This is a genomic window from Dolomitihabitans soli, from assembly GCF_022213955.1.
GTDB lineage: Bacteria > Actinomycetota > Actinomycetes > Streptosporangiales > Streptosporangiaceae > Streptosporangium_A > Streptosporangium_A soli.
The window spans coordinates 137,362-162,045 of sequence record NZ_JAKNTW010000003.1 but is presented as its reverse complement, the minus strand read 5'-3'; the positions used below and the strand labels follow the sequence as shown (position 1 = coordinate 162,045).

At 68.3% G+C, this 24,684-nt stretch carries 27 protein-coding genes; 11 read left to right on the top strand and 16 right to left on the bottom strand.

Going from position 1 to position 24,684, the window contains the following annotated elements; translation table 11 throughout:
• Nucleotide 1 precedes the first annotated feature (1 nt).
• On the bottom strand, nucleotides 2-775 hold the full coding sequence (locus tag MBA17_RS08775; RefSeq protein WP_238495796.1) for an oxidoreductase: 774 nt from the start codon (nucleotides 773-775) through the stop codon (nucleotides 2-4).
• A gap of 80 nt (nucleotides 776-855) precedes the next feature.
• Between MBA17_RS08775 and MBA17_RS08770 the strand changes: the two genes are divergently transcribed.
• The 3 genes from MBA17_RS08770 to MBA17_RS08760 all read left to right on the top strand — a co-directional run bounded on the left by MBA17_RS08770 (nucleotide 856) and on the right by MBA17_RS08760 (nucleotide 3,488).
• On the top strand, nucleotides 856-1,434 hold the full coding sequence (locus MBA17_RS08770) for a TetR/AcrR family transcriptional regulator (RefSeq protein WP_238495795.1): 579 nt from the start codon (nucleotides 856-858) through the stop codon (nucleotides 1,432-1,434).
• Between the two features lie 453 nt (nucleotides 1,435-1,887).
• Nucleotides 1,888-2,829, top strand: coding sequence for a DUF4158 domain-containing protein (locus MBA17_RS08765; RefSeq protein ID WP_274385139.1), 942 nt, complete (start codon nucleotides 1,888-1,890; stop codon nucleotides 2,827-2,829).
• 119 nt (nucleotides 2,830-2,948) lie between these two features.
• Complete coding sequence (locus tag MBA17_RS08760; protein WP_238495793.1) at nucleotides 2,949-3,488, top strand: cupin domain-containing protein; 540 nt, start codon at nucleotides 2,949-2,951, stop codon at nucleotides 3,486-3,488.
• 553 nt (nucleotides 3,489-4,041) lie between these two features.
• Here MBA17_RS08760 and MBA17_RS08755 read toward each other — a convergent pair.
• Nucleotides 4,042-5,196 carry a hypothetical protein gene (locus MBA17_RS08755; protein ID WP_238495792.1) on the bottom strand — a complete coding sequence of 385 codons (1,155 nt, stop codon included), beginning with the start codon at nucleotides 5,194-5,196 and terminating at the stop codon, nucleotides 4,042-4,044.
• 803 nt (nucleotides 5,197-5,999) lie between these two features.
• Between MBA17_RS08755 and MBA17_RS08750 the strand changes: the two genes are divergently transcribed.
• Nucleotides 6,000-6,398 carry a DUF3592 domain-containing protein gene (locus MBA17_RS08750; protein WP_238495791.1) on the top strand — a complete coding sequence of 133 codons (399 nt, stop codon included), beginning with the start codon at nucleotides 6,000-6,002 and terminating at the stop codon, nucleotides 6,396-6,398.
• A gap of 235 nt (nucleotides 6,399-6,633) precedes the next feature.
• Here the strand turns inward: MBA17_RS08750 and MBA17_RS08745 are convergent, their stop codons facing one another.
• Nucleotides 6,634-7,251 carry a stage II sporulation protein M gene (locus MBA17_RS08745; RefSeq protein WP_238495790.1) on the bottom strand — a complete coding sequence of 206 codons (618 nt, stop codon included), beginning with the start codon at nucleotides 7,249-7,251 and terminating at the stop codon, nucleotides 6,634-6,636.
• A gap of 120 nt (nucleotides 7,252-7,371) precedes the next feature.
• Nucleotides 7,372-8,028, bottom strand: a complete 657-nt coding sequence (locus MBA17_RS08740; RefSeq protein WP_238495789.1) for a hypothetical protein — start codon at nucleotides 8,026-8,028, stop codon at nucleotides 7,372-7,374.
• A 136-nt stretch (nucleotides 8,029-8,164) separates the two neighbouring features.
• Here MBA17_RS08740 and MBA17_RS08735 point away from each other — a divergent pair, with 136 nt between their 5' ends.
• The gene (locus MBA17_RS08735; protein WP_238495788.1) at nucleotides 8,165-8,773 is read left to right on the top strand and encodes a TetR/AcrR family transcriptional regulator; all 609 of its coding nucleotides are present in this window, start codon (nucleotides 8,165-8,167) and stop codon (nucleotides 8,771-8,773) included.
• Between the two features lie 227 nt (nucleotides 8,774-9,000).
• Here MBA17_RS08735 and MBA17_RS08730 read toward each other — a convergent pair whose 3' ends face one another.
• Entirely contained in the window at nucleotides 9,001-10,074 is a 1,074-nt protein-coding gene (locus MBA17_RS08730) for an FAD-dependent monooxygenase (RefSeq protein ID WP_238495787.1), read from the bottom strand.
• Nucleotides 10,075-10,159: 85 nt separating this feature from the next.
• Here MBA17_RS08730 and MBA17_RS08725 point away from each other — a divergent pair, with 85 nt between their 5' ends.
• Complete coding sequence (locus MBA17_RS08725) at nucleotides 10,160-10,651, top strand: TetR/AcrR family transcriptional regulator (protein WP_238495786.1); 492 nt, start codon at nucleotides 10,160-10,162, stop codon at nucleotides 10,649-10,651.
• A 96-nt stretch (nucleotides 10,652-10,747) separates the two neighbouring features.
• Here MBA17_RS08725 and MBA17_RS08720 read toward each other — a convergent pair whose 3' ends face one another.
• From MBA17_RS08720 to MBA17_RS08700, 5 genes are all read right to left on the bottom strand, one after another.
• Nucleotides 10,748-12,121 carry an erythromycin esterase family protein gene (locus MBA17_RS08720; protein ID WP_238495785.1) on the bottom strand — a complete coding sequence of 458 codons (1,374 nt, stop codon included), beginning with the start codon at nucleotides 12,119-12,121 and terminating at the stop codon, nucleotides 10,748-10,750.
• 319 nt (nucleotides 12,122-12,440) lie between these two features.
• Nucleotides 12,441-12,866, bottom strand: a complete 426-nt coding sequence (locus tag MBA17_RS08715; protein WP_274385172.1) for a DUF4158 domain-containing protein — start codon at nucleotides 12,864-12,866, stop codon at nucleotides 12,441-12,443.
• Between the two features lie 9 nt (nucleotides 12,867-12,875).
• Nucleotides 12,876-13,799 carry an RNA polymerase sigma-70 factor gene (locus MBA17_RS08710; protein ID WP_238495784.1) on the bottom strand — a complete coding sequence of 308 codons (924 nt, stop codon included), beginning with the start codon at nucleotides 13,797-13,799 and terminating at the stop codon, nucleotides 12,876-12,878.
• Nucleotides 13,796-14,734 (bottom strand): NAD-dependent epimerase/dehydratase family protein, encoded by a 939-nt coding sequence (locus tag MBA17_RS08705; protein ID WP_238495783.1) that lies wholly within the window; start codon nucleotides 14,732-14,734, stop codon nucleotides 13,796-13,798. The genes MBA17_RS08710 and MBA17_RS08705 overlap by 4 nt, the downstream gene beginning before the upstream one ends.
• 71 nt (nucleotides 14,735-14,805) lie before the next feature.
• A complete protein-coding gene (locus MBA17_RS08700; RefSeq protein ID WP_238495782.1) occupies nucleotides 14,806-15,201 on the bottom strand; it encodes a DoxX family protein in 396 nt (131 codons plus the stop codon).
• Between the two features lie 232 nt (nucleotides 15,202-15,433).
• Here MBA17_RS08700 and MBA17_RS08695 point away from each other — a divergent pair, with 232 nt between their 5' ends.
• The 3 genes from MBA17_RS08695 (at nucleotide 15,434) to MBA17_RS08685 (ending at nucleotide 17,835) form a co-directional block, all read left to right on the top strand.
• Nucleotides 15,434-16,177, top strand: a complete 744-nt coding sequence (locus MBA17_RS08695; RefSeq protein ID WP_238495781.1) for an SDR family NAD(P)-dependent oxidoreductase — start codon at nucleotides 15,434-15,436, stop codon at nucleotides 16,175-16,177.
• A 296-nt stretch (nucleotides 16,178-16,473) separates the two neighbouring features.
• Nucleotides 16,474-17,325 (top strand): SDR family NAD(P)-dependent oxidoreductase, encoded by an 852-nt coding sequence (locus MBA17_RS08690; protein ID WP_238495780.1) that lies wholly within the window; start codon nucleotides 16,474-16,476, stop codon nucleotides 17,323-17,325.
• Between the two features lie 105 nt (nucleotides 17,326-17,430).
• Nucleotides 17,431-17,835: a type II toxin-antitoxin system PemK/MazF family toxin gene (locus MBA17_RS08685; RefSeq protein WP_238495779.1), complete on the top strand. Its 405-nt coding sequence runs from the start codon at nucleotides 17,431-17,433 to the stop codon at nucleotides 17,833-17,835.
• Between the two features lie 247 nt (nucleotides 17,836-18,082).
• Here the strand turns inward: MBA17_RS08685 and MBA17_RS08680 are convergent, their stop codons facing one another.
• The 4 genes from MBA17_RS08680 to MBA17_RS08665 all read right to left on the bottom strand — a co-directional run bounded on the left by MBA17_RS08680 (nucleotide 18,083) and on the right by MBA17_RS08665 (nucleotide 20,717).
• Complete coding sequence (locus tag MBA17_RS08680) at nucleotides 18,083-18,265, bottom strand: nitroreductase/quinone reductase family protein (RefSeq protein WP_274385138.1); 183 nt, start codon at nucleotides 18,263-18,265, stop codon at nucleotides 18,083-18,085.
• A 114-nt stretch (nucleotides 18,266-18,379) separates the two neighbouring features.
• Entirely contained in the window at nucleotides 18,380-19,051 is a 672-nt protein-coding gene (locus MBA17_RS08675; RefSeq protein WP_238495778.1) for an NADPH-dependent F420 reductase, read from the bottom strand.
• 54 nt (nucleotides 19,052-19,105) lie between these two features.
• On the bottom strand, nucleotides 19,106-20,044 hold the full coding sequence (locus MBA17_RS08670) for an SDR family oxidoreductase (protein WP_238495777.1): 939 nt from the start codon (nucleotides 20,042-20,044) through the stop codon (nucleotides 19,106-19,108).
• Nucleotides 20,045-20,096: 52 nt separating this feature from the next.
• Nucleotides 20,097-20,717 carry an NADPH-dependent F420 reductase gene (locus MBA17_RS08665; RefSeq protein WP_238495776.1) on the bottom strand — a complete coding sequence of 207 codons (621 nt, stop codon included), beginning with the start codon at nucleotides 20,715-20,717 and terminating at the stop codon, nucleotides 20,097-20,099.
• 151 nt (nucleotides 20,718-20,868) lie between these two features.
• Between MBA17_RS08665 and MBA17_RS08660 the strand changes: the two genes are divergently transcribed.
• A complete protein-coding gene (locus MBA17_RS08660) occupies nucleotides 20,869-21,339 on the top strand; it encodes a MarR family winged helix-turn-helix transcriptional regulator (protein ID WP_238495775.1) in 471 nt (156 codons plus the stop codon).
• A gap of 239 nt (nucleotides 21,340-21,578) precedes the next feature.
• Here MBA17_RS08660 and MBA17_RS08655 read toward each other — a convergent pair whose 3' ends face one another.
• Together MBA17_RS08655 and MBA17_RS08650 are read right to left on the bottom strand one after the other, a co-directional pair.
• Nucleotides 21,579-22,226, bottom strand: a complete 648-nt coding sequence (locus tag MBA17_RS08655; RefSeq protein ID WP_238495774.1) for a response regulator — start codon at nucleotides 22,224-22,226, stop codon at nucleotides 21,579-21,581.
• Nucleotides 22,223-23,347: a sensor histidine kinase gene (locus MBA17_RS08650; protein WP_238495773.1), complete on the bottom strand. Its 1,125-nt coding sequence runs from the start codon at nucleotides 23,345-23,347 to the stop codon at nucleotides 22,223-22,225. The genes MBA17_RS08655 and MBA17_RS08650 overlap by 4 nt, the downstream gene beginning before the upstream one ends.
• Nucleotides 23,348-23,846: 499 nt before the next feature.
• Here MBA17_RS08650 and MBA17_RS08645 point away from each other — a divergent pair, with 499 nt between their 5' ends.
• Nucleotides 23,847-24,383: a hypothetical protein gene (locus tag MBA17_RS08645; RefSeq protein ID WP_238495772.1), complete on the top strand. Its 537-nt coding sequence runs from the start codon at nucleotides 23,847-23,849 to the stop codon at nucleotides 24,381-24,383.
• Nucleotides 24,384-24,684 lie beyond the last annotated feature (301 nt).

Sequence of the window (24,684 nt, the reverse complement as noted above, 5' to 3'; positions counted from 1 at the left end):
CTCAGACGGTCGGGATGATGCCGCCGTCGACGCGGAACTGCGCCCCGGTGAGCCACTTCGCGCGGCCGGAGGCGAGGAAAGCGATCATCTCGGCGACGTCCTCGGGACCCCCGGGGCGGCCCATGGGAACGTTCAGGCGGTCCACGATCTGCTGCGTGACCTCCTCGGTGGTCACGCCCTGCTCCTCGGCCATGTGCCGGAGGTGGGCGGTGGCGCCGTCGGTGACGACGAAGCCGGGAAGGACGCAGACCACACGCACCCCGTGTGCGCCGACCTCTGTGGCCAGTTCGCGGCTGTAGGTGTTGAGCGCGGCCTTGGCGGCGGCGTAGGACGCCTCGGTGCGCTGGGGAAGTTGGCTGGCGATCGAGGAGACGTGCACGACGACGCCGGAGCCCCGCTCGACCATTCCCGGCACCAGGGCCCGGTCCAGGCGCACGGCGCTGAGGAGGTTCATCTCCAGGTCCGCCTGCCAGGATGCATCGGACCGGCTCAGGGTCGGCGCCGGGGCGCTGGCCGCACCGGCGTTGTTCACGAGCACGTCCACTCCGCCCACCTGGTCGACGACCTGGCGGCCGAGCCCGGCCACGCCCTGCTGCGTCGAGAGGTCCGCCGGCACGAAGGTGGCGCCGTCATCCTCCTCGGGTCGGCTGCGGGAGGCCGTCAGCACGGTCGCGCCCGCGGCGACGAAGCGGCGCACGGTCGCCGCGCCCAGACCCCGGCTGCCGCCGGTGACCAGCACTCGCAGGCCGTCCAGGCCCTCGTCGGTGTTCGGCATGGGAAATCTCCTCCGTAAGATGAACCTGACTCCGGAAACGGTACACGTAAACGGAACCGGACTCACCTTATGGAGGTTCCTTGCCGTCATCACGCCCGCTACGCGCCGACGCGCGACGCAACCGCGAGGCACTGCTGTCCGCGGCCCGCCAAGCGTTCCTCGGCGGCGACGCCGACGCGCACGTGGAGGACATCGCCCGCAGCGCCGGCGTCGCCGTGGGCACGCTCTACCGCCACTTCGAGACCCGCGAGGCGCTGATCGAGGAGGTCTACCGCAAGGAGGTCGACGACCTGTGCGCCGCGCCCGGCGACCTGCTGAACCAGCACGCCCCGGAGGAGGCCCTGCGGCGGTTCCTGCTGCTGCTCGTGGACCACGCCGCCGTGGGCAAGGGGATGTCTGTCGCGCTGGAGAACATCATGGCGACGGACTCACCGGTCTTCGACGACGCCCGCACCCGCATGGGCGACGCCCTCTCCCGGCTGCTCGACGCCGGCAGCGCGGCCGGCACTGTTCGCGGCGATGTCACTGGCCCCACCCTGCTGCGGGCCCTGGGCGGCATCTGCGCCATGCGCGTGTCCGAGGGATGGCTCGACGAGGCCCGGCAGATCACCACCCTCCTCCTCGATGGCCTGCGCCACGGGGCCCCGCGCGCGAGCTGAGCCGAAGGACGCGCGTGCCCGGCGCGTTACTGGCGTCCCAGTACTAGTGGAACGACGAACCGGGGTTACTGTCACATGATTCGACACTAGGTCTCTGACCAGGCCATTCTTGCGTTGTGGCGGATTCTGAGGGTGCTGGCCGCGCCGCTGCCCAACCAGCGCCCTGCTGCGCGGCTGGGGCCACGACAGCATGGGCTGGCTCCGCCGTGCCGTCGAGGCCGGGCACGAAGCCGCGCTTGCCCTGCAGGGCTCCAACGACCTGCGCACGCAGGCCGCCGACGCCGCCTACGGGGTTGAGGAACCTGCGGACAGCCGTTGGCGGTACCGGCGAGTAACTTAGCTGGACGCCTGGGCAGGTCGTCCTATGCTTGATCGTTTCCGTTCAAGATCTGGACTTGCGGTGTGTTTCCGGTGGCTACCGGGCGCTAGGTGGTGTGCCTACGGTCGTCGGTCATGCCTGCGGAGTTTTTGTCTGATGAGCAGAGGACGGCGTACTCGACGTTTGGTGAGATGCCGTCGCTGCCGGACATGGAGAAGTTCTTCTTCCTGGACGCCTTCGACCGGGAAGTGATCGCGCGCTCACGCCAGGATTCACATCGCCTCGGCGTGGCGATCCAGATCGGGACGGTCCGGCACAAGGGCCTGTTCCTGGAGGACCCGCTCGAGGTGCCGTGGCCGGTGGTGGACTACCTGGCCGAACAGTTGGGCATCGGGGACCCCTCGCAGGTGAAACGGTACGGGGAGCGGCCGAAGACGGTCTACGAGCACGCGTGGATGATCCGGGACGTCTACGGCTATCACGACTTCGACGATCGGGAGTCGTGGGAGGGCCGGGTGCTGTCGAAGCGGTTCTTGACGTTCTTGCACGGGCGGGCGTGGACGCATGCCGAGGGGCCGACGGCGTTGTTCGATCAGTCGGTGGCGTGGCTGCGCCGGCATCGGGTGCTGCTGCCGGGGGTGACGGTGCTGGAGCGGCTGGTCGGCTCGGTGCGGGAGCGGGCTGATGAGCGCCTGTATGCGACGGTGACGCGTCAGGTGGAGCGCGCCGATGCGGGGTTGCCGCGGGCGCTGTCGGGGCTGCTGGTGGTTCCCGAAGGGGCTCGGATCTCGGAGCTGGAGCGGCTGCGGCAGGCGCCCAAGCGGCAGTCGGGCACCGAGATGGCCAAGGCGCTCAAGCGGGTGGACGACATCGCGGCGTTCCGGCTGGCGCGGGTGCGGGTGGACAAGGTGCCGGTGCGGCGGATGAAGACGCTGGCCAAGTACGAGGCGGGCACCAAGGCGCCGCTGCTGGCCAGGGCCGCCCGGCGATCCTGCGCCCGCTGCTACGACGCTCGAAGCGATGCAGCCTTGCCCGGGGGCCAACGCAAGGAACGACCTGCTTGTAGCACGAGGTGATCGTAAGATTTTCTGACGGCGTGGGTGCCGTCCGGGCCGGCGGCTCTGGTCGGTTGGAGGAGCAGCGCTTTTTGCGCTTCGCGGATGAGTTCCTGTGACTCACCTCCTGAACAAATCTGATGAAAGGCATTCCGCTCATGCGTAATCTGCTCCGTTGGGGATTGGCCGCCGGCGTGATCGCTGCTGCCGGCCTCACCGCAGGTCCCGCCTCCGCGACCCCGGGCGGCTCGGGTGTCACCAGCATGGTGATCTCGCAAAGCACCCTGTACGGCATGGACTACATCGTGCGGCGGATCACCCTGCCCTCTGGCGAGAGCACCGGCTGGCACTATCACGGACACACCATCTTCGGCGTCGTCCAGAAGGGCACGCTGAGCCACTTCGACGCCACGTGCAAGTCGGATGGTGTCTACAAGCAGGGCAGCACCATCACCGAGCCGGGTGGCTCGAAATACGTGCACATCGGCCGCAACCTCGGCAAGAAGCCCGTCGTTCTCGATGTCGCCTACATCGTCCCTCATGGCGCACCTCTTTCCACCGGCGCCCCCAATCCGGAGTGCGATTTCGGGGGTCAGAGAGATGTGGAACGGAATCCGGCGCTAGTGGGGTTCTCCCAGGTCAGCGAACCCCTGCCGTTGCGGTCTTCCGGACGTGGTTAACGCCGGATTCCGTTCCATCGAAGGGTGCAGGCGCCGTGAACGCTGAGGTGGGAGTGGACGACTGTCCCTTTCTCCCGTACTTGGTCTGCCCCCCTTGAAAGCCCAGAGTTCCCGCGAACCCAAGGGCCGAGGCCGGGCCGTTGGGGTGGTCTGGGAGGTTATGCGCCCTTGGGTTCGCCGGAGCCCAAGGGCGCCTATGGTCAGCCGGTCTTGGAGTGGCACCGGGCGATGCCCGGCGCCCGGCGAGCAGCCGGGATGCCTGCGCTGGTGTAAAGGGTCCCGGTAGTAATGGCGCAGGATCCAACGGATATGCCTTTCGCCTGCGCTTATGCAGGGTCTCTGGCTAATAGGCCAGACCTGAGCTCTGTTGTCTATGCAGGCGAGAGGCATATCTGTTGGATTTCCGGCCGAAGCTACGGGGACTCCCCAATCCCGCCCCGCGGGCCCGGGGACGTCCGCGTCGGCGGGGACGTCCTGGGGATGCTCTCAGCGTCCTGACCATCTTCGGGGGCGAGGAGCCCAGGAACAGCCGTTGGGTGTTGGGCGCCTGGGGTCAGGCGAGGGTGAGCGGCCCGTCGGCCAGGTACGCCGACAGCGGACCGGCCATCTGGGACTGTGTCGGCGGATGCAGGGCCAGGCCGTTGGCAAAGGTGGCGAGGTAGGCGACCTCCTCGGAGGCCGTGGAGTCGAGGTTGCCGCCGAGCAGTTCGACCGCGCGCGGAATAATCCGGGCGAGGGTGTCCTGCACGCCGTACCGGACATACAGCGCCTCGGCGAGCGTCGACTCGTCCGGGTCGCCGGCGTCGATCCGGCCGGCGACGCCCTCCGCGGCCGACATCGCGAGCTCGGTCTCCACCAGCAGCCGGACCCGCTCGGACTCGGGCACCTGATCGTTGAGCAGTACCCGCTCGACCAGTGCGCTGGCGGCCCCGAGGTAGCTGCCCGTCATCAGCAGCTGGAACCAGGCGAAGCTCCCGGTCATCACGTCGTCCAGTTTCCCGTCGAGGGTCCAGGCCGGCACTACCAGCTCCTGCACCAGCATGACGTCGTCGAGGGTGACCTGCACGTTCTCCGCCCCCGCCCCGGCCCCGCTGACGCTCACACCCGCCCAGTCAAGGGGCAACAGCGCCACCGCAAGTACCTGTTCCCCGTCCTGGGGGCCGCCGTTTTCGACGTACATGAAACTGATGAGGAACAGATCCATGAACTCGGGTGGTAGACGGTATGCGTGCGTCACCCCGTTGGTCAGCCACGCCCCGTCCGTTTCCGTTGCGGTCAGGGAGGGGGAGAGGACTCCCGCGACGGGGCGGTCCATGGCCAAGCCGGGCGCCACGACGTTGCGGTCGGTCAGCAGCTCCTCGAACCAGTTCCGGAGTCGGTCATCGACACGGGCGTTCAGAGCGGTCATGACGGCCACCGAGAAGTGGTGCATGGTGGTGGCCACGGCCAGCGACGGTGTCCTGCTCCCCAGCGCGCGCTGCACTCGCAGGGCGTCCAGGGCGGTGGCTGCCCGCCCCTGCTCACTGTCGTCCTCGGTCTGCACCAGGTCGGTCGGCACCAGCAGGCCGACGCCGCCGTTGTCGCGGAAGAGCTGGAGGCCGGGGCTATCCGGGCCCTCCAGCTCCATGAGGGGTACCGCCCGCAGGCCCTCGTCCAGCCCCGGCAGCAGCTTCGCCAGAGTGGCGCGTTCCCGCTCCAGAAATCGCATGTCTCCCCTACTTCTTCCGGGAGGGCCACCCGGTCGGTGGCCCAGGCCGGCTCACAGGCGCCCGGGGTGGCGTGCGCTTGCTGCCGCACCGCCCGGGGCCGGGCCGACGCTGGAAGCCAGGCTATCCCGGCACGATTCGGTCCTTGATCTTGGTGTCCCAGCTCCGGCCCATCGGCGAAGGTCCGTCTGATGTCGTCGTCTCTCCCGGGCCCAGCCCACGTACGCCGGGAAGGGGCGGCCGGTTGACGTAAGGCTTGATATCGAGCACCACGACCTGGGGAAACTTGCCGGTGATCGTTATCGCGCCGGACTTATCCCGCCATGTTCGAGCCGAAACCAGCCTGCATGTCCTTCGCCCTCGGGTTCACCCTCGCTGAAGAATCTTCGCCGCGAGCATCCCTGAGTTCGGCATCGGATGCGTGAAACTCGCGTCCGATGCGAACCCAGGATGGACCGCCGGCCCCTTCGACCTGCCCAAAGAGCGAGTTAACGCAGGTCAAGGTTATATCCGTTGGATTTTCCGCCATTACTACCGGGACCCCTGTAAGGAGCCGACCCCCGCGTGAGCAGGCGTTCTCTGCCATGGCGACATCTCGGCCGGGCACGGCACGCGCCTCCTCGTCTTCACCATGACGACAAGAACCTCAACGAAGAGGGAGAAGCTTCATCGAGCCCGAAATCCCCTCAACCATTAGATCGACCTGCTCTACAGGGAAACGCCCTGGTCCTGGGGCTGGATGACCTGGAGAAGGGCTCGGGAACTCGGAGGTTATTTCTTACGTGGTTTCCGTAGTATTCCCAGCATGATGACCATAGTGGCCGGCCTCGTCTTCGTCGCCACCGCGCTCGGGCTCCTGGTCTTCGCGGTAAGGGAGCGGCGCCTGGTCTCCCGGTTACAGGGGTACGGCGTGCACGTGTCGGGCACAGTGATCGGAGCGGTCGTGCACGACTCGTCCCAGCATCCCGTCATCGCCTTCACCGACAAGGCCGGCCACCACATCGAGTTCACTCCGCAGGTGGCCGGGATCGGCCTACGGCTGACCGTCGGCCAGCAGGTCCCGATCGCCTACCTCGACGGACAGCCGCAGGCAGCCCGGGTCTTCACCGCGCGCTATCGCGTCCTGCCCAGCATCCTGAGCGGCATGGCGAGCCTGATCTTCCTGGGCGCCGGGATTGCCGTCATCCTGGCCTTTCGCCCGTGACGGAGTCGAGTTCACCGGCGCTGCCGGCGTGAAGGTGATCCGATACCGCTACCGGGGGCACGCATTCCGACCTCCTGGAACCAGATCTGAGTTCCGTGGCCGCCCATTCGGCGAGAATGACGCCTGGCCTCCAGGCTCGCTCAGGCGGGCAGCCCGGCCGTGGTCGCGCCGGCGTTCTTCATCAGGCGAGCGACGTCGCCCGCGAGATGATTCTTCCCGTGTTCCATGGGGGCAGTCAGGTGCCGAGCACCAGCGGTACGAGGAAGTAGATCTCGACGGCCTCGTAGACCGCGCCGATGACGAAGAGCGCAAGCGCCGGGAGCCAGAGCCGGCCGAGGAGGCTCAGGCCGCGCACGTAGGCCTGTCCTCGCGTGGTGGTATCCACTGTCGCCGGTCGGAGCCAGGACCTGCCGAGCAGGTAGGCGCCGAACATCACCAGTACGTAGGCCTGGAACTCGATGAGGATGGTCGGCGAGTGCGGGATGAGGATCAGTGCCGATGTCCGGTCGACGGGCGCCAGGAGGATCCCAATGTCGATCGTCTTGATCACGAAGACGACAAGGCCGGCGAAGGGGATCACGAGCGAGGGCAGGACGATGAGCAGCAGCGCTGTCGCGAACACGTTGACCATGAAGATGGTCGCGCCGAAGGTCCAGGGGTTGGCGATCACGGTGTTGACGAGCGCCCCTTGGTCGCCGTCGACGAACGAGGACGTCCGTGCGGCGTGGAGATCGGGGAAGATCATGGCCAGGGCCATGCCGAGGAGGAGCACCCCGTAGACGAGGGCATTGATCAGCAGGTACGCGCGCAGGTCGGCGCGGATGATCTGGAACGGTCTGCGAAGACGGTTCATGATTCTCGTGTCCGTTTCTCTGGTGATGTGTCATCGACGCCTGCTGGCGCGGGCCCTGGGTGTCGCCGGGCCGAGTGCTGCGTGCGGACCCGGCCTGTCGGCCGCAGCCTGAGGTGTCGGTCAGTTGCCTCCGGCGTCGAGCAGCCAGTGGTAGCGCAGACGTAGCGCCCTTTCCGTGCTGGCCAGCGCGGCGCCGAGGGCGAGCGTGATGTTGAGCCAGAGCGGCAGGTGGATGGGGGAGGTGAAGGTGCCGAGGTTGTCGGCGATGGGCGGCACCTGCGAGATCGGCGCGATGATCTGCGGGAGGTTCAGCCCCGCACCGATCACGAGCATCACTACCGAGGTGGCGGCGACCATGCGGCTCACCGTCGGATGATCACGCTCGAGACGGACTCGCCTGCCTTCGCTCGATTTCGGGTCGGGAACAAGCTGGTGCTCCTCGCCCGTGGTGGTGACGTAGTGGCAGCGCTTGATCCCGAAGCTGCTCGTCGCGACCTCGATGACGCCGCCCTCCGCAGGGAACACGGCGGGGATCTTGGAGCGGGCGTGATGGCGACCATCGAGATACAGGTGTGCCGTGCTCTCGCCGCCCGACTGGTTGCCCCAGTGCCGCACGTCGACGGCATATGTCCCCGGCCGTCGGCCATCGGATGAGGGCGGGAGGTGGAATAGCTTGCGTCCTAACGGCACCTGCCACCAGCGAAACCGCTGAAGGGGACGCCCGTCGCCCTGCTTGACCCGCCGGATCGCCCGGCTGCGCCGCCATGTCTTCACCATGTTCCCTCCACTCTCCGTGGGTCGCTTCATCACAACCCGACTAACACGCTGTGTTAGTCGGGTTGACGGCCAAGCTATCACAGTGTGCTAGTACAGTGTGATAGTGCTGTGGGCGAGTGAGGCGGAGGATCGTGTGATGACGGATCAGAACGAGCAGCTCAGCAGCCGGGACAAGGTTCTCCTGGCGGCGATGCAATTGATCGGGGAAAATCCCGGGGCGAAGCTCAGCGTGCGAGCGGTCGCCGCGCGCGCGGGAGTGAGCACGGGATCCCTCCGATTCCACTTCCCGACGCAGCGCGCGCTCCAGGACGAGGTACTCACCCGTCTGTACGACGTCGTCGTCTCCGAAGAGCGGATCCACGATCGGGACGCGCCGGCCCGTGACCGCCTTGTCGACTGCCTGCGCCAGGTCCTCGCCCCCGCCGGAGTCGGCGCCGGAGCACGGGAAGCGCACCGCATCATCCACGAGCAGTTCATCGCCTCGGAACCGACTGAGCAGGTACGGGAGGCATACTTCGCCCTCGAACGTGAGGGGCGGCGTCGCGTGGAGTACTGGCTGACGGTGCTCACGCAGGAAGGCGCTCTCGCCCCCGGAGACACCTCCCGGCGCGCGAAGTTCCTCCTTACCGTCCTGAACGGCCTGGCGCTGGAGCGAGCCCTCCCCTCCGACGGCTCGATCTTGCAGTCCGAGAACGACACCCTCTACATGGCCGTCGATGCGGTCCTGAACCCCGGAACATCCTGACCCGTCGACTTCGACCGCCCCATCGCCGCAGCCGCCCTCCGTCCGTACTAGGCCCTCTGCTCCCGAACGTGTCCCCAGCCGTCAGGTAGGTCTTGATTGCGCTTGGGTCTCCGCACGTGGCGGCGTTAGGCCTGGTCAGGTCTGGTCGCTTGTTCGGCCGCGTCGTGGTCGCGGAGCATGCTCATCACCGTTGCGGTGAGGGTGCCGGCCCTCCTTGCCGGAACGCCTTATGAGTTGGCCAGGTCGGCGTGGCCGCCGAACATCGTTGCGGCCTGACGGCCCGCGGCCTGGTTCCCGGTGACGTAGGGCCGTAGCTCTTGTTCGTAGGCAGTGAAGGCGGCCACGTGGTCTCCGGCCGCCAAGGCCAGGCTGCGGGCCAGGGTTCGGGCGCCGATCAGCGCTTGTGAGGTGCCCATGCCGCTGGTCGGGGCGGCGCAGTAGCCCGCGTCGCCGACCAGGGCCATCCGGCCGCACGACCAGTGGTCCAGGTGGACCTGGCAGGTCGAGGAGAAGTAGAAGTCGTCCGCTGTGGTCATCGCCTCCAGCAGGCGGGGCGCCTCCCCGCCGAAGCCGGCGAAAGCCGCTCGCACCGCATTCTCCTGCTCGTCTCGGCTGCATCGGTCCAGTGCGGGTGAGGTGGTGGCGAAGGAGAAGCTGACTGTAAGGCGGTCCGGTGCGCCGGAGCTGAACAGATAGAGCGCCGCGCCGGGGCCTTGCTGTAGCAGGCCGCTGCGCTCCAGGCCGAGGTGGTTGGCGGTGCTGAAGCCGGCTCCGGACAGGCCCAGGTGCCCCAAGTGGTCGGCGTGTGGGCCGAAGGCCAGTTGCCGCACCTTGGAATAGACGCCGTCGGCTCCGATCACCAAGTCGAACTCGCGGGCGGTGCCGCGCTCGAACTCGACCGCGACGCCCGACCCGTGCTGGGTCAACGCGCTGATCGAATCGTCGAACACGTAGGTCACGTCGTCGGCGGTGATGCGGTGAAGGATCCGGGTCAGCTCCTGCTTCGGCACCTCCAGTTCGCCGGCGAAGACCTCGGCGGGCAGCCGTCCGGTCTCCCCGCCCTTGTCGTCCAGCAAGGTGGTGCCGCGCATCTTCGTGTCGTGCTCGCGCATCTCGGCGAGGACGCCCAGTTCCTCCAGCACGTCGAACGCCTCGCCGCGGAAGTCCACCGCGTAGCCGCTGTCGCGAAGCTCAGGCGCGCGCTCGACCACGCTCACGTCGTACCCATCACGGTTCAGGAAGAAGGCGAGGGTGGGGCCGGCCACGCTCGCGCCTGAGATCAGAACTCTCGTCTTGGCCATGAGCATGACCGTAAAGCCGATTTGCCCGTTTGGTCAAACCATATGGATAGACCAGACGGGCAAATAATCGGCTAGGCTGCACGTCATGGGAAACCGAGAGGATCTGCTGGCCGGAGCCAAGCGGTGCCTGATCGAACGCGGCTGGGCTCGCACGACCGTCCGGGACATCGCCTCGGCCGCCGGAGTCAGCCACGCTGCCATCGGCTACCACTTCGGCTCCAAGGACGCTCTGCTCACCCACGCCCTGGTGGAGGCGGTCGACGAACTCAGCGACGAAATCGCCCGCCGCACCCCCTCGGACGAGCCAGAGCAGCGCTGGCAGGCCCTGATCGACAGCTTCACCACCCACCGGGCGCTGTGGGTGGCGCAACTCGAGGCCGCAGTGCAGGCGGAGCGGTCACCGGAGGTACGCGAACACCTCACCAGAGGGCAGCGGGAGGGACGGGAGGGACTCGGCGGCTCGATACCGCTCGCCCTGCTGACCGGCCTGATGATGCAGTGGCTGCTGGACCCGGACCACGCGCCCACCGGCGCGGATGTGATCAAGCAACTCCGATCGCTCGCCACCCAACTCTGACATCACCCACACGTGGGGAGGTTCAGCTGCTGCGTGTTCACCTGGCAGAGCCTGCCTGCTGGAGTACGCTCCAGATCAAGCGCGTTCCGCCGACGGTCACGGCAGCGGGTTCACCGGGGTGACCTCCTGACGGTGGATGATCACGTCGAACCAGCCGGACAGCGAGCTTCCCGAGCCGTGGTGCTCGTCGGGCTTCGAGGGGTCGTAGGAGACGACGCCGCGGATCTTGGCCGGGGCCAGCAGCCAGCGCCGCACCTCGGGCGGGGCTCCCGTGCGCAGGTCCAGCGCGAACTGCGCGTGCTTCGCCTCGCCGAACGGGGCGTCGGCCCAGCTCGCGGGTGGCGGCGGCACCCGGGCGGGCTTGCCCGTGGCGTCGCTCAGCGTGCCTGTGGTGAAGGTGTAGCCGATGGAGCGGTAGCGCTTGCCGTACCAGCGGCGAAGGTAGGAACCCGCAGGGTCGAAGGACACGGGCCTGGGGCTGACCCTGAAGCCGGGCGCGGCGGCGGTGTGGGCCAGCGCGGCCCAATAGGCGACCTTGTCCCCGGTACGGTCCCGCCACCAGCGCACGTTGGCCGCGGTGTGCCGGTCCCGGTACTGGTACAGGTTCTGCTGGGCGAAGTACTCGTAGAACGACAGGATCTGGCGGGCGTGGTGCAGGGCCAGCTCGTGGGCGCGGTCCCCGCTGCGGTGCGGCAGCTTCTCGACCAGCTCGTACAGCTCGCGGGCGTGCCTGATGTAGGGGCTTTTGTCGTTGAGCGAGTAGTACCACTTGACGTACGCGCCCATGTCGGCGGTGTCCGGCCGGATGACCCTCAGGTGGCGCCGCACCTGCGGCAGCTTCCCCCGGGCGGTCCTGGCCACGTGCGCCGACACCGCGTCGTAGGCCGCCCGGCCGGTGGCGTAGAACTCCACGCCGACGAAGCGCACCTGGTCGGCGTGACCGGCGTTGTAGTCGCGCAGCCACCGCAGTACGGCCTTGACCTCGCGCGTCCGCCAGGTGGTGGACATCCTGCCGAGCACCGCGTCCAGGCTCCCCTTCCCGGTACGCAGGTAGCGGTCGACCTCCAGGCCCACCGTCCAGTCCTCCTCCCAGGCGATCGATCGGAAGCCCAGCTCCTCCACCAGGTAACGCAGGGTCCGGTGCTTGAGCTGGGTCTCCTCCCGCGCGCCGTGGGTGGACTCGCCCAGCCCGACCACGGGCGCGGCGCCCACCATCGGGCGCAGCGCCGCCAGGTCGGTCAGCGGCGCCCGTGGATCGAGCACCAGCGGTACGGCATGCCGCCCCACCCACTCGACAACCGGCGACGCGCTCTGGGCCCGGCCCTCCTTTCCCACCCCCGCCCGGACCTCCGGCCCCACCCCCGCTCGGACCTGCGACGCCGCCCCGGCCCGATCCGCCGTCACCGCTTCGGCCTGGAGCGGGTTCGCGACCAGGATCGTGCCCGCCACCGCCAGCGCAAGCGTTCGCATGTGCGTGCCTCCTTTGCTCTGCGCCCCGCGGTCCCGCGGGGCCTCGTCCGATGCACGCATCCAGCGTCGCCGCCAGGCCCCGCCCCCGCGTCGGCCCGCGAGCGGTTCGCGGCCTACACCCCTCGGCGTAGCGGCCGCGCTCCCAGTGGCCCCAAACACCCCACCGGTCGTACCTCCCCCGCAACGCCGCAGGCGGCGACACCCCCTTCTGCCGCCGGAACCGTCCTCGCTAGCCCGCTAGATCCGATCTAGCGCCTCCTGAGTGACAGCGCAGGAAGGAGGGACACGATGACGAGCGAACGGCTGAACGTCGCCGTGATCATCGGCAGCACCCGGACCGGCCGCGCCGGCGACCTGGTCGGCGGCTGGCTCGCCGAGCGGGCCCGGTTGCGCGACGACCTCGCGATCCAGCTCCTCGACCTGGCCGCCTACGCCTTCCCCGACCGCTACCCGGCGGAGTCCACCCCCGCAATCTCTTGCGGATCTGCGCTCGGTGACGCTCGATGGTCCGGCCCCGCCAGGAGTACTTCGCCAGCAGCCCCGGCTCAACCTCCACCAGCGACGCCACGTATTCCACCGCGGCCGCCGATATCTCCTCGGGATAGGCGGGAAACCGCCCCTCGATCTCGTAGAACTTCAAGATCAAGGCGAAGCCGAGCCTGCAGGGTGGCGGCGGCCAGGCCGACGGGACCGGTGGTCTTCGACGGCACGCTGCTCTACCCGGCCGCTGGGGTTCGAGGTGCAGTCGTAGCGGCTATTGCGTGGGGCGGCGTGCCTGCCTTACTTCGCGGTCGATTGCCCAGGCGTCCGCTACTGCGCCCACGTGCCCTAGCTTGTCGGGGTTGATCACCACGCGGATCGTCTGGATCTGCCCGTCGAGTACATCGAGCGCCAGGGCGTGGAGCACCTTGCCGTCCCGGTCGCGGAAGATCGCGCCCGGCTGGCCGTTGACCTCGTGCGGCTCGCCCGTCACGCCGATCAGGGCCATCCGGGGGAAGACGGAAGCGAGCAGCTGGGCCACGTTCTGGGCGCCGATAACGGCCCTGGCCAGCTGAGGGGCCTTGCCGCCGCCGTCACCGACCATCGATACATCGGCGGCCAGCAGGTTCTGCAGGCCGGCGACGTCGCCTTCACGGAGGGCGTCGAAGAACCGCGACGCCAGTTCCTGCCGCTCTTTGCGGTCCGCCTGGAAGCGGGGCCGGCCTGCGGCCATATGGCGCCGCGCCCGCACCGCCAGCTGGCGGCACGCCGCCTCCGAGCGCCCCACGGCCGACGCGACCTCGGGAAAGCCGAAGTCGAACACCTCTCGCAGCACGAAGACCGCCCGCTCGAGCGGGGACAGCCGCTCCAGCAGCACCAAGGCCGCCATCGACAATGAGTCGGCCAGTTCCGCCGACCGCTCCGGGTCCTGGTAAGGGTCGGCGAGCAGCGGCTCGGGGAGCCACGGCCCGACGTACTCCTCCCGCCGGGCGCGGGCCGAGCGCAACACGTCGATCGAGATCCGGGTCACCGCCGCCGACAGGAACGCCTTGGCCGACCTGATCTCGGTCGGGGCGGCCACGAAGCGCAGCCAGGTCTCCTGGACCGCGTCCTCGGCCTCGCTCACGCTGCCCAGAATCCGGTAGGCGATCGAGAACAACAGCGGCCGCAGCTCCTGAAACTCCTCGGCCCTGCTCATGCCAGCTCCTCCTCGAAACCCTGCCGCCACGAGGGGTAGCGCAGCTGCCAGCCGAGCTCCCGCTTTGCCTTGACGTTGGACAAGCCGCGCCCCTCGGTCATCATCGTCACCGCCACCTGTCCGGCCAGCAGCCGGGCCAGCCAAGCGGGCAGCCGCTTCGGCCGCTTCGCTCCCGCGCGCTCCGCCGGATACGGCAGCCATTCGCCGGCCGGGGAAGGTTCGTCGTCCACGATGTTGAACACCCCTCTGGCCTTCTGCTCCACCGCCAGGACCGTGGCACTCGCCGCGTCGTCCACATGCACCCAGGAAGAGTAGCCGGTACCGCCCCCCACCAGCGGAAACTGCCGCTTGCGGATGAGCTCGACCTGGTCGTCGATGATTCCCGGCCCATACAGCCCGCCATACCGTAGGGCCGCACCGCCGGCCTCGACGACCACCTCCTCGACATGGCGGATCGCCGCCGCCCCGGCGCGCGCCACCGTAACCTCCTCCGGGTCCAGCGGGTCCTCCTCGGTCTTCACCCATCCGCCCTGCCGGATGCCGTTCCATGAGGCGTTGCTCTGCGCGACGACATGGGGAACCCCGGTGGCCTCGGCGGCGGCCAGCAGATGGTCCGTCCCCTCCGTGCGCAGCCGGTTGGTCTGAGTGAACCACCGGTTGAGGTGCTTGATATCGGGCTTGCCCGTGTGCGCCATCGACATCGCGGTCATCTGATGCACGATCGCGTCCGGCCGAGCCGTGGCCACCACCTCACCGACCGACATCGCATCCAGGCCGTCCATCACCACCCCCTGCGCACCCAACTCCGCCAGCAACCCCAACTTGGCCTCGCTCGTCGTCGTGGCCGTCACCTGGTGACCTCGCGCCACCAGCTGCGACACCAGCCGCTGCCCCAGAACCCCGCTCCCACCTGCCACGAACACTCGCATGATCATCACTCTCCATGATCGACCACCGCCCCTCCGCAGAGCGGGTCAGATGATCGGGAACTGTGTGTCGCCGCCCGTCAGCCGGTGAAGGGCTCGAGGACGAAGCGGCCCCACGCGATGAACGCCGCAACCGCGAGGTAGATCACGTTCACCAGCACGAACACGGATTCGCCGCGTCGAGCGTGAGTGATCATGGCGCCGACCATCAGCAGGATCCAGCAGACGGCAGTCACCGGCACCAGAACCGGCGCGATGCCGAGCACGGCGGGCAGGATCAAGCCCACCCCGGCCAGGAGCTCAAGGACGCCCAAGGTCTTGAGAAAGCCGACACTGGCCTCTGCGGTCCATCCATAGGCAAACGCCCTCTGATGGAACGCAGCCAGCCTGTCCTTGGGCACGAACGTCTTTTGGATGCCGCTGCCCAGCGCTAGAACAGCCACGAACCCGGCAGCGATCCACAACGCGAGGTTCATCGCATCTACTCCTTGATCGAGGATTGCCTGCACCCCCTAGACGAGACAGCGACCCCGCCAGTGACATCTCCGAATCCTCCCGCGTCCTGGCTTCAGCGGGATCCCCGGCGGGGCCGCATGTCGTGTCCACCGCAGCGATCCTGATCTGGTAACTGGGCTGACCGATGGACACGCGATTGTGAGGCCGCTCACACCGTGTCACAGCCGATCGGGGCATCTCGTCTTAGAGGGCATGACGAACTCGGAACAGACCTCGGTGCTGATCACCGGCGGCAACAAGGGACTCGGCTTCGAAACGGCCCGGCGGCTCGGCGAACTCGGCTGGACGATCTTTCTCGGCTCGCGCGACGAAGGGCGAGGACGAGCGGCTGCCGACAAGCTGAGCGACGGCGGCGCGAACGTGGTCATGGTCCCGCTGGACGTGACCTCGGACGAGTCCGTGACCGACGCCGTCCGGCTCGTCCGGGAGCACACCGATCGGCTGGATGTGTTGGTCAACAACGCCGGTGCGCCGGGAAAGTTCATCGCGCCCGTTGACACGACGGTTGACGAAATTCACTCCGTCTACGACACCAACGTGTACGGACCGGTCAGGGTCACGCACGCGTTCCTTCCCCTGCTGCAGGCGGCGGACAATCCGCGAGTGGTGATGGTGTCCAGCGCCGGCGGTTCCTTCGCGGTCGTGACCGATCCACAGCAGGCCGTCTCGAAAATGCACGAGCTCGCCTACACCTCGTCCAAAGCGGCGCTGAACATGATCACCATCCGGTACGCCCAGGCGATCCCGCAGGTCAAGTTCAACTGCATCACTCCCGGAGAAGTCGCCAACCACAAATTCACCGCCACCGACATGAACAACCACACCGGCCAGCTGACGGTCACCGAGGGCACCGATCCGATCGTCGAACTCGCGCTGAGCGACGCCGACGGACCGACCGGCATCTTCATCGATCGCCTCGGCCCCGTCGCCTGGTGACCGACGCGCAACCCACCGCCGGTCCATTGACCGGCAACACCGCAAAGGCCCGAGGCGACACCTCTCGAAGCCATCGAGCCCCACGAGGCCGGCCGGGTTCGCCCAAGACGACGACGGCATTGTGGTCCTGCTGACCGGCCACCCCAGGACGAGACCACGGCACAGGCGTGCGACGCCGTCAGTGCCAACATGGTTGGTGATCTTGGGGTGATGTCGCCCGTGTTGGAGACCTCCGACGTCGCTGACGTCGTGTTCGACCCGAGGACTCGATCTCGGATCAGGAAAGGAAGCAATTGATGACTATGACGGAGCAAGGAATGGGTTCGTTGGCCGGGAAGGTTGCGGTCGTGACCGGAGCGGGGTCCGGTATCGGCGCGGCAACCGCGGCGACGCTGGCGGTTCTGGGGGCGCGGGTGTGCTGCGCCGGACGTACGATCGAGAATGTCGAGCGGACGGCCGGGGAGATCGCGGCTGCTGGTGGCGAGGCGTTCGGGATGCGGGTTGACGTGGCATCGCCTGAGGACAACGATGCGATGGTGCGCGAGACGGTCGCCCGTTACGGTGCCGTGCACATCGCGCACCTCAACGCCGCGACGGGGCACTGGGCCGGTGTGCTGGACTACCCGCTGGAGGAGTGGGACCGCACCATCGCGGTGAACCTGCGTGGTGTGCTGCTCGGTTTGCAGGCAGCGGGCCGGGCGATGCGCGACGCGAGTGGTGGCTCGGTCGTGGTCACCTCGTCGGCTGCCGGGCTCACCGGTGCTCGGATGTCAGCGGCGTACGCGGCGTCGAAGCACGGTGTGCTCGGATTGGTCAAGTCGGCTGCCCTGGAACTGGGGCCGGTCGGTATCCGGGTCAACGCCATCTGCCCGGGATACATCGCCAGCAACGATCTCACCCGGAAAATGGGCGAAGAGCTCGACGTCGCCAGCCGATTTCCGCTGGGCCGACCGGGGCGCAGCGAGGAGGTCGCCAACCTGGTCGCGTTCCTGGCCGGTGAGAGCGCGTCGTTCATCACGGGCAGCGTGTTCACCATCGATGGCGGCTGGCTGGCCGGCGGCATCGAGCTCGGGGGCGATGCCGAGCAACAAACGACCAGCGACGACCGAATGGCTGCCATTGCCAACACGTCCTCCCTAAACTCGTAGGAACCGGCCGAACAGGGCACCCGCATCGCCGACGCCGCGGCGGTGTCGCCGAAGAGGTACGACCTGACCGCCGTCCGGATCTGCCGCCCTGTGTCAGGAGGACATGTGCAACGTGGCGAAGTCTGGTGGGTCGCGTTCGACGAGCGACGGCCGGTCGTCCTGCTGTCGGGAGACGACGCGTCCGGGATCCGGGCGATGCAGGTCGTCGCTCCGGCAGGCGTCGACATCAGCGGTCTGGGCGTCGAAGTGGTAGTAGGAGCCGTGGAAGGACTGCCCTTTGAAGGCGTGCTGCGGATAGCGTTCCCTCGTCCAGGCATTACTCCTTGCACGTGGCTGACCACGGTGTCCCGGGACGACCTGATCGAGCAAGCGGGCGTCTTGCCCTCCGCGAAACTCAGCGAGATTGAGGATGCCCTCCGTCTTGGGGAGCAGGCGAAGGAGTGGACCCCAGCGACGACCGCGAAACTCAGCGAGATCTGGGACGCCCTCCGTCTCGGTCGACTCAGGTAGGCGGAGAAGGTGAACCACGTCCTGGACGAACCCCACCCGCGTGGCCGGCGAGGCACAGCGCAGACTCGCCCCCGGCGGGCGCATCGTGCTGATCGGGCAGGACTGGGACACCTTCGTCATCGACGACGCCACGCTCACCCGCACCATCGTGCACGCTCGCGCCGCCTGCGCGTCGCCCGCCGCTATCGCAACCTTCACCTCGACGCTGGCTTCGCCGACGTCACCGTCGAGGCCCGCACCTGGATCTTCACCGACGCGACTGCGGGTTCGTCGGCGCGCCGCCCATGGACGCGACGGCCGCGTAGCGCCCCTCGTGCTCGACACGCATGACCGGTGTTTTGCCGGTCTTTGCGCCCCGGTCGGTCATCAACACGGTGGGCAGGCCACTGATCGTGACGCCGTCGGTCGTGCCGGTTCGACTGCTGGACATGGCGCATCCTGACGGATCCGGACGGCAACGAGTTCTGCGTTATGGCCCCGCCCGACGCCTACCGGACGGGCCATAACACGGCCGGGCCATATCGCGGCCCGCGCCAACTTGCGGTTACCGCGTTGCGGTGGCCAGTGCCGCGCGGATGGCGTCCTCGCCGACCGGCTGGCCCTTCTCGTTCGAGAACGGCCCGTACGGGGTCCCCCACACCGGCGTGCCCGTCGCCTGCCGCCAGCTATCGGCCAGTGGTCCCGCGTCCACCACGCTGTACCCGATGGATTCGATGAATTCGGTCACCGCCGCCTTCGCCGGCGCGGAGTCCCCGGCGATCGGCAAGTACGAGCGGTCGGCCGCCCCCGCCGCCGGGCGGGCGAGTGACAGAAGGTGCTTGAAGAAGATGTTGTTGAACGCTTTCACGACCATGGCGTCCGGGATGTACCCCAGCAGCAGCTCGCTCGAGGTGAGCGACTCGCTGTCGAGCTCGGGGATGTGCCCGTCACGCTCGGGGCCGTAGTTGCACGTGTCGATGACCGTCTTCCCGGCCAGTGGCACGGCGGGCAAGTTGGGGAACGCCTTGACCGGCACCGTGACCACGACGATGTCACCGGCCGCCGCGGCCTCCACGCTCGTCGCCGCGGACGCCCGCGGCCCCAGTTCCGCGGCCGTGTCCGCGAGCGTTTCGGGACCGCGCGAGTTGCTGAGCACGACCTGGTGCCCGGCCTCGATGGCGAGCCGCGCGATGGTACTGCCGATGTGTCCGCTTCCGATGAATCCCACAGTCGTCATATTCTCAGCGTCCCTCCAGAAGAGCCGTATCCATTGCGATTCGGGTCCCTGCCGTCAGCTGGCGGAGAAGTAATGGCCGTTGTCCAAGTCGGCGAGCAGGCTGGGCTGAGCGGGTTCCCAGCCGAGGGTCCGGCGGGTGATGAGGTTGGACGCCGGGTAGTTCTGCGTGACTATGTTCGCGAGGAACCCAAAGTATCCCGGCACCATCAGTACGTCCGCGGGAATGCTCACGGCGGGCAGGCCCAGACGGCTGCCAATGGCCTCGGCGATCTCGCGGAACGGGATGGCCCCGTCCCCAACCGCGTGCCAGTATTTGCCAGCCGGCCCCTTCTCCAGCGCCAAGCGGAACAAGGGGGCGACATCGCGGGTGTGCACGGCGTTCCACAGGTTCGCGCCGTCTCCGGGGTAGCCGACGAAGCCCTTCTCCTTCGCGAGCGCGATCAGCGTGGGAAGGAAGCCGGTACGGTCAGTCGTGCTGTGCGCGATGTTGGCAATCCGCACGACCGAAGACCGCACTCCCCGCTCAGCAAGGCCGACTACGGCGGTTTCCACGACGTTACGAACCCGCAGGGTGCCCTTGTACTCATCGCCGCCGGGAAGGGCCGGGTCCTCCTCGGCGGCCGGCCGGCCCAGGTGCTGCCCGGGCGAGCCAATGCTCCCCGCTGCGACCAGCGGCTTTCCGGTTCCCGCCAGTGCCTCGCCGTACGCGAGCATGACCGAGAGCTCCGCGGCGGCCACGGCGTCGATCCCGCCGGACGGAAGCAGGTCTTGCCTGTGCGCGACGTGGATGACGCCGTCGGAGTCCGCGGCCGCCTCCTTGAGCCCGTCGAGATCCTGGAGGTCGCCGCGGCGCACCTTCGCGCCGAGCGCGGACAGCGCCGCCGCGGCCGTGTCCGATCGGGCTAGGCCGGTGACCTCGTGCCCGGCGGCGATGAGCTCGGGGACGATGTACGAACCGGAATGGCCGGTCCCGCCAGTGACGAAAACGCGCATGCTACTGGTCCTTGTGATTGATGTGGCGCGAGAAGTGGTGGTGCGGGCGCGCTCAGGCAGAAGTGTTGACGCCGAGGGTGAAGTTGAAGCTTCCCGCGCCATAGCGGCCCAGGCCTATCATCACCAGGCCCGTTCCCTCCAGCCAGCGCGCCATTCCCAGGGGGCCGGTGTCCATCGGCCGCAGCCCGAGGCTCTTGATGAATGCCGACACGGTCGCCTTGGCCTCGGCGTCGTCGCCGGCGATGAGCACGTCCAGCGGGTTGCCCTGCGCCAGCATGTGACCGAAGACGGTGTTGAACGCCTTCACGACGTGCGCGCCGGCGGGAGCGACCTTGGCGATCTCCTGCGCGCCGGAACTGCCGTCGGGGGTGACAAGGCCCTGGGAATCGGGAGAGACGGGGTTGGTGATGTCGATGATGACCTTGCCGTGCAGTGCGTCCCCGTACTCGCTAACCACCGCCGCCGCGCTGGCGTACGGCACGGCGAGGATAACGATGTCCCCGGCCGGGGCGGCGCCGGCCGTCCCGACAGTGGCGCCGCCGAGCGCGGCGGCCACTTCCTTGGCCTTGACCGGGTCGCGGCCGATGATCTCGACGGCGTTGCCGCCGGCGAGCGCCCGGCCGGCCAGGGCGCCGGCCATGTTCCCCAGGCCGATAATGCTGATGCTGCTCATTGGTGTGCCTGCTTTCTGGAGCTGGATAGGACGCCATGCCCACCCGTCGTTGTCAACGGCTGTGTCATCGACGCCCCCCATTGGTTAACGTGTGAACCAGAATGTACGTCGCACTTGGTTACCATGTCAACCAGACGGTAAAGTGACGTGCATGACCGAGCCGCGGTGGTTGGACGAGCGAGAACAGCAGGCCTGGCGCAGCCTGATAAAGATGCAGGACGGGCTGTCGGAGTTCATCGAGCGGCAACTGCGCAACCGGTGCGGGCTGTCCGTCGCTGACTACCAGGTCCTGGCCCATCTTTCTGAGGCGCCCGAAGGCCGGCTGAGGTCGTTCGAACTCGGCCGCCTGTTGCGCTGGGAGAAGAGCCGCCTGTCGCAGCACCTGGGCCGGATGCAAAATCGCGGCCTGGTGTCCCGCGAGCGGTGCCTCGCCGACCAACGGGGGGCGGTAGTCGCCATCACTCCCCGGGGCAGCGACCTGATCAAGGTCGCGGCTCCGCAGCACGTGGCCGACGTCCGCGACGTGCTCATCGATCATCTCACTGCGACAGAGATGGCGATGCTCGTCACCATCGGCGACAAAGTACGCGAACGGCTGGCGGCGCTGGAACACAAGCACTGATACCCGACCCCGGACCTCATCGCTCACGAACTGCGTGCCTGTCAGACCGCTGCCTACAGAATCCCGCGGGCGCCGGCACAGCTGTTCGCGATGCACGACCCACAGCTACGACCCGCTCAACGCCTGGCTTGATCAGCGACGCGATCGCCGCACGCGACGTACGCGGCGTCCAGACCGCCGCAACGACCGCCGTCGAGGTGGTCGAAGGGCGTCGGCTTCCGAAAGCGCTCGCCCAAGGTTCACGCGTGGCCGTGTTCCCAGGCCCAGGCGGCGATGCCCACGCGGTTGCGCACACCGAGCTTGCGCTGAACGTTGGCCACGTGGGTCTTGGCAGTGCCGGCCGAGATGAACAGCTCAGCGCCGATCTCGGGGTTGGACCTGCCTCCGGCGACCAGCTTGACGATCTCCAACTCGCGGTCGCTCAGCGACTGTTCGCCCGGCACGCCGGTGCGGGCGGGTGACGGGGTGAGGTGGCGCAGCAGGCGTACGGTCACCGAGGGGCTGATCAAGGCATCGCCTGCAGCTGCCGCTCTGATGCCCTCCACGAGGAGTACCGGCCCCGCGTGTTTGAGCAGAAAGCCGCAGGCTCCGGCGCGGAGCGCGGCGTGCACGTACTCGTCGAGGTCGTAGGTGGTCACGACGATCACCCGCATCGGCGCCGCCGTCTCGGGGCCGGCCAGGCGTCGAGTGAGTTCGAGCCCGTCCATGCGCGGCATGCGGATGTCGGCGACGACCACGTCCGGCCGGAGCTCGCTGGCGAGGTCGAGCGCGGCCACGCCGTCGGGTGCCTCGCCCACCACCTCCAGGTCCGACTGGGCATCGAGGATCGTGCGGAAGCTGCGCCGGACGGACGGCTGATCGTCGGCGATCAGAACTCGGATGGTCATGGGAACATCGCCTTCACGACCCAGCCGCCCCCGGCGGCGCGGCCGGAGGTGAACTCGCCGCCCAGCACCTGCACCCGCTCGGCCAGCCCGGCCAGGCCGACACCGGCCCGTTCGGCGGACGGCAGGCGCGGCAGGGTCTGGTCGCGCGCATGGTCGGCCACGGTCACGACGACCGCCCCCGTCTCGTCGCTCACCTGGATGGCGACGCTCGACCCGGCCGGCGCGTGCTTTCTGACGTTGGTGAGCGCCTCGACGACGATGCGGTAGATCGTGGTCGCGACCTCGCGCGGCACCAGGCCAGATGGTTCGACGCGCATCTCGGTGTCGGGGAAGCCCGCGTCGGCGAAGCGCCGTACCAGATCGGGCAGGCCGTCGAGTCCGGGCAACGGCTCGGCGGAGGCGCTCTCGCCCTCCAGCTCGCGCAGCATGCGCACGGTCCGGTCCATCGACGCGAGCGCCCGCGCGCCGTCCTCCTCGATCGCACGCAGTGCCGCCGCGGCCTCGGACGGATCGCGGTCGAGCAGGATCTGCGCTGCCTGGGCCTGGAGGACCATGGCGCTGACGTCGTGGGCGACGAAGTCGTGCAGGTCGCGGGCCAGCTGCAGGCGCTGGGTGCGGCGGGCCTGCCTGACCGCGTCGACCCGGCGCCGGTCAAGGGTGCGGAGATAGGCGCCGAGGCCTACCGCGCCTGCCGTGCCGACGGACCAAAAGAGGGCGAGGGCGACCGCGTCGAGGCCCGAGGGCGGCGGCTGGGTGATCTGCAATGCCAGCAGTGCTTCGGAGATCGCGGCCACCCCCACCGCCGGGACTGCCTGCCACACGGCGGTCCAGCGCACGGTCAGCGTGATGAGCGTGAGCACGGCAACCGTGTGGACGTAGGTCGACGGACCGCCGGAGATACCGGGATCGGCCAGCCAGGCAAGCGTGCACGTCGCGCCGGTCACACCGACGGCTGCCGTGATCGTCGCGAGGAGGGGGCGTGCCCTCGGCCACCAGACAAGCGACATGGCCGCGGCCGTGATCATCGCGGGCACGACAACGAGCAGGCTCGGGAGCGGCCGGAGGAGGAGTGCGAGCGCGAGCGAGCCGGCCACCACCAGCCCACCTGCAAGGAGTCTCATGGCGACACCTTAGGGCAGCGGCCCGCGCCGGCGAATCGGCCGATCGGCAGATGTCTTCCTCCCCGGGGGAGCGCAGTCTGGGTCCTGATTCCAGAGGCCAGGAGGCGACGATGGTACGGCCCGGCGATGAGCGGTGGGTGTCGAAGAGACGGGTGATGTCCGGCGCGCTGCTGTCATGCGCCGTCTACGGAGCGCTCGGCTACCACTGGTGGGCGGGCGGCGGTGGGTTTCCGTTCGGCGACCCGTGAGCACGGATGCGAGGGCTCCGGTGATCGCCCTGACGTGTACGGCGGGCGTCCTGGTCGCCGCCGGCACCAGCCGTTGGCGCTGAGAACAATCTCGCCAGGGCACGGGCTGGCAGAAGCGGACACAGGAGGGATGCTGCTGGCCAGCCTTCGCCTTTACGTTTGACGGCCGGCCGGGTTCCGACGACCCGATGAATCATCAAGATCGAAAAACCCCGTTATCCAGTTATCTGGACGGTCCCGGAGGTAGAAGAATGACGATCAACTTGCTGCACAGGGCTCCTGCCACCAGCGACACCGAACAGCCCGTCCCACGCTGGGCGCTGCGTGCTGCCTACGCGCTTCCCTGGCTGTTGCTGCCCTCGTGCCTGTGGAGACTGCCGTTCGCCTTTCACTTCGACATGGGCCAGCTCAACGACGCGCCCGTGTGGCCGTTGTGGATCACCATCCCGTACGTCTTCGGGCTCAGTGTGCTCACCGAGTTGGCGGCGCTGCTCAACATCGGCCTGGTGCGCCGGTGGGGCGAGGTGACCCCAAGCTGGATCCCGATCATCGGCGGCCGACGCGTGCCGCCGATGGCGGCGGTCGTCCCTGCCGTGGCCGGTGGGCTGGTGCTGACCGCGCTATCGGTCTGGATGGTACTCACCTGGGTCGGCGTCTCCAGCAGCATGGCGTACGAGAACGGCTGGTGGCGCGCGCTGGCCATGGTTTGCATCACTCCGATCGCGCTATGGGGCCCGACGATGCTCGCCCTCGCCTACGCCTACCATCGGCGCCGCCGCCACGCCTGAAGGTCTCTGTTCGATGGAACCTGCGGCTTATGGCGGCGGATGCCGAGCGTTGCTTACGCGGATCGGCGTGAGCGATGTCGGGCTCGACCATGCAGCGCCCGCAGAGCCGCGAGCGAAGGCGGTGCCTCGCCTGCATGGGGATAGCGGGCGATGAGTGCCGGATCGCCACGCCAGCACGCGCAGATGTCCCGAAAGCCCGTCAGCAGGACATGTGTCCGCAGTTGGTCATCATGCCGATAGGGGATATCGCGCGGAACAGGCAGGGCTATCGGGTGACGGGACCCCCATGATCGGCTGCCGC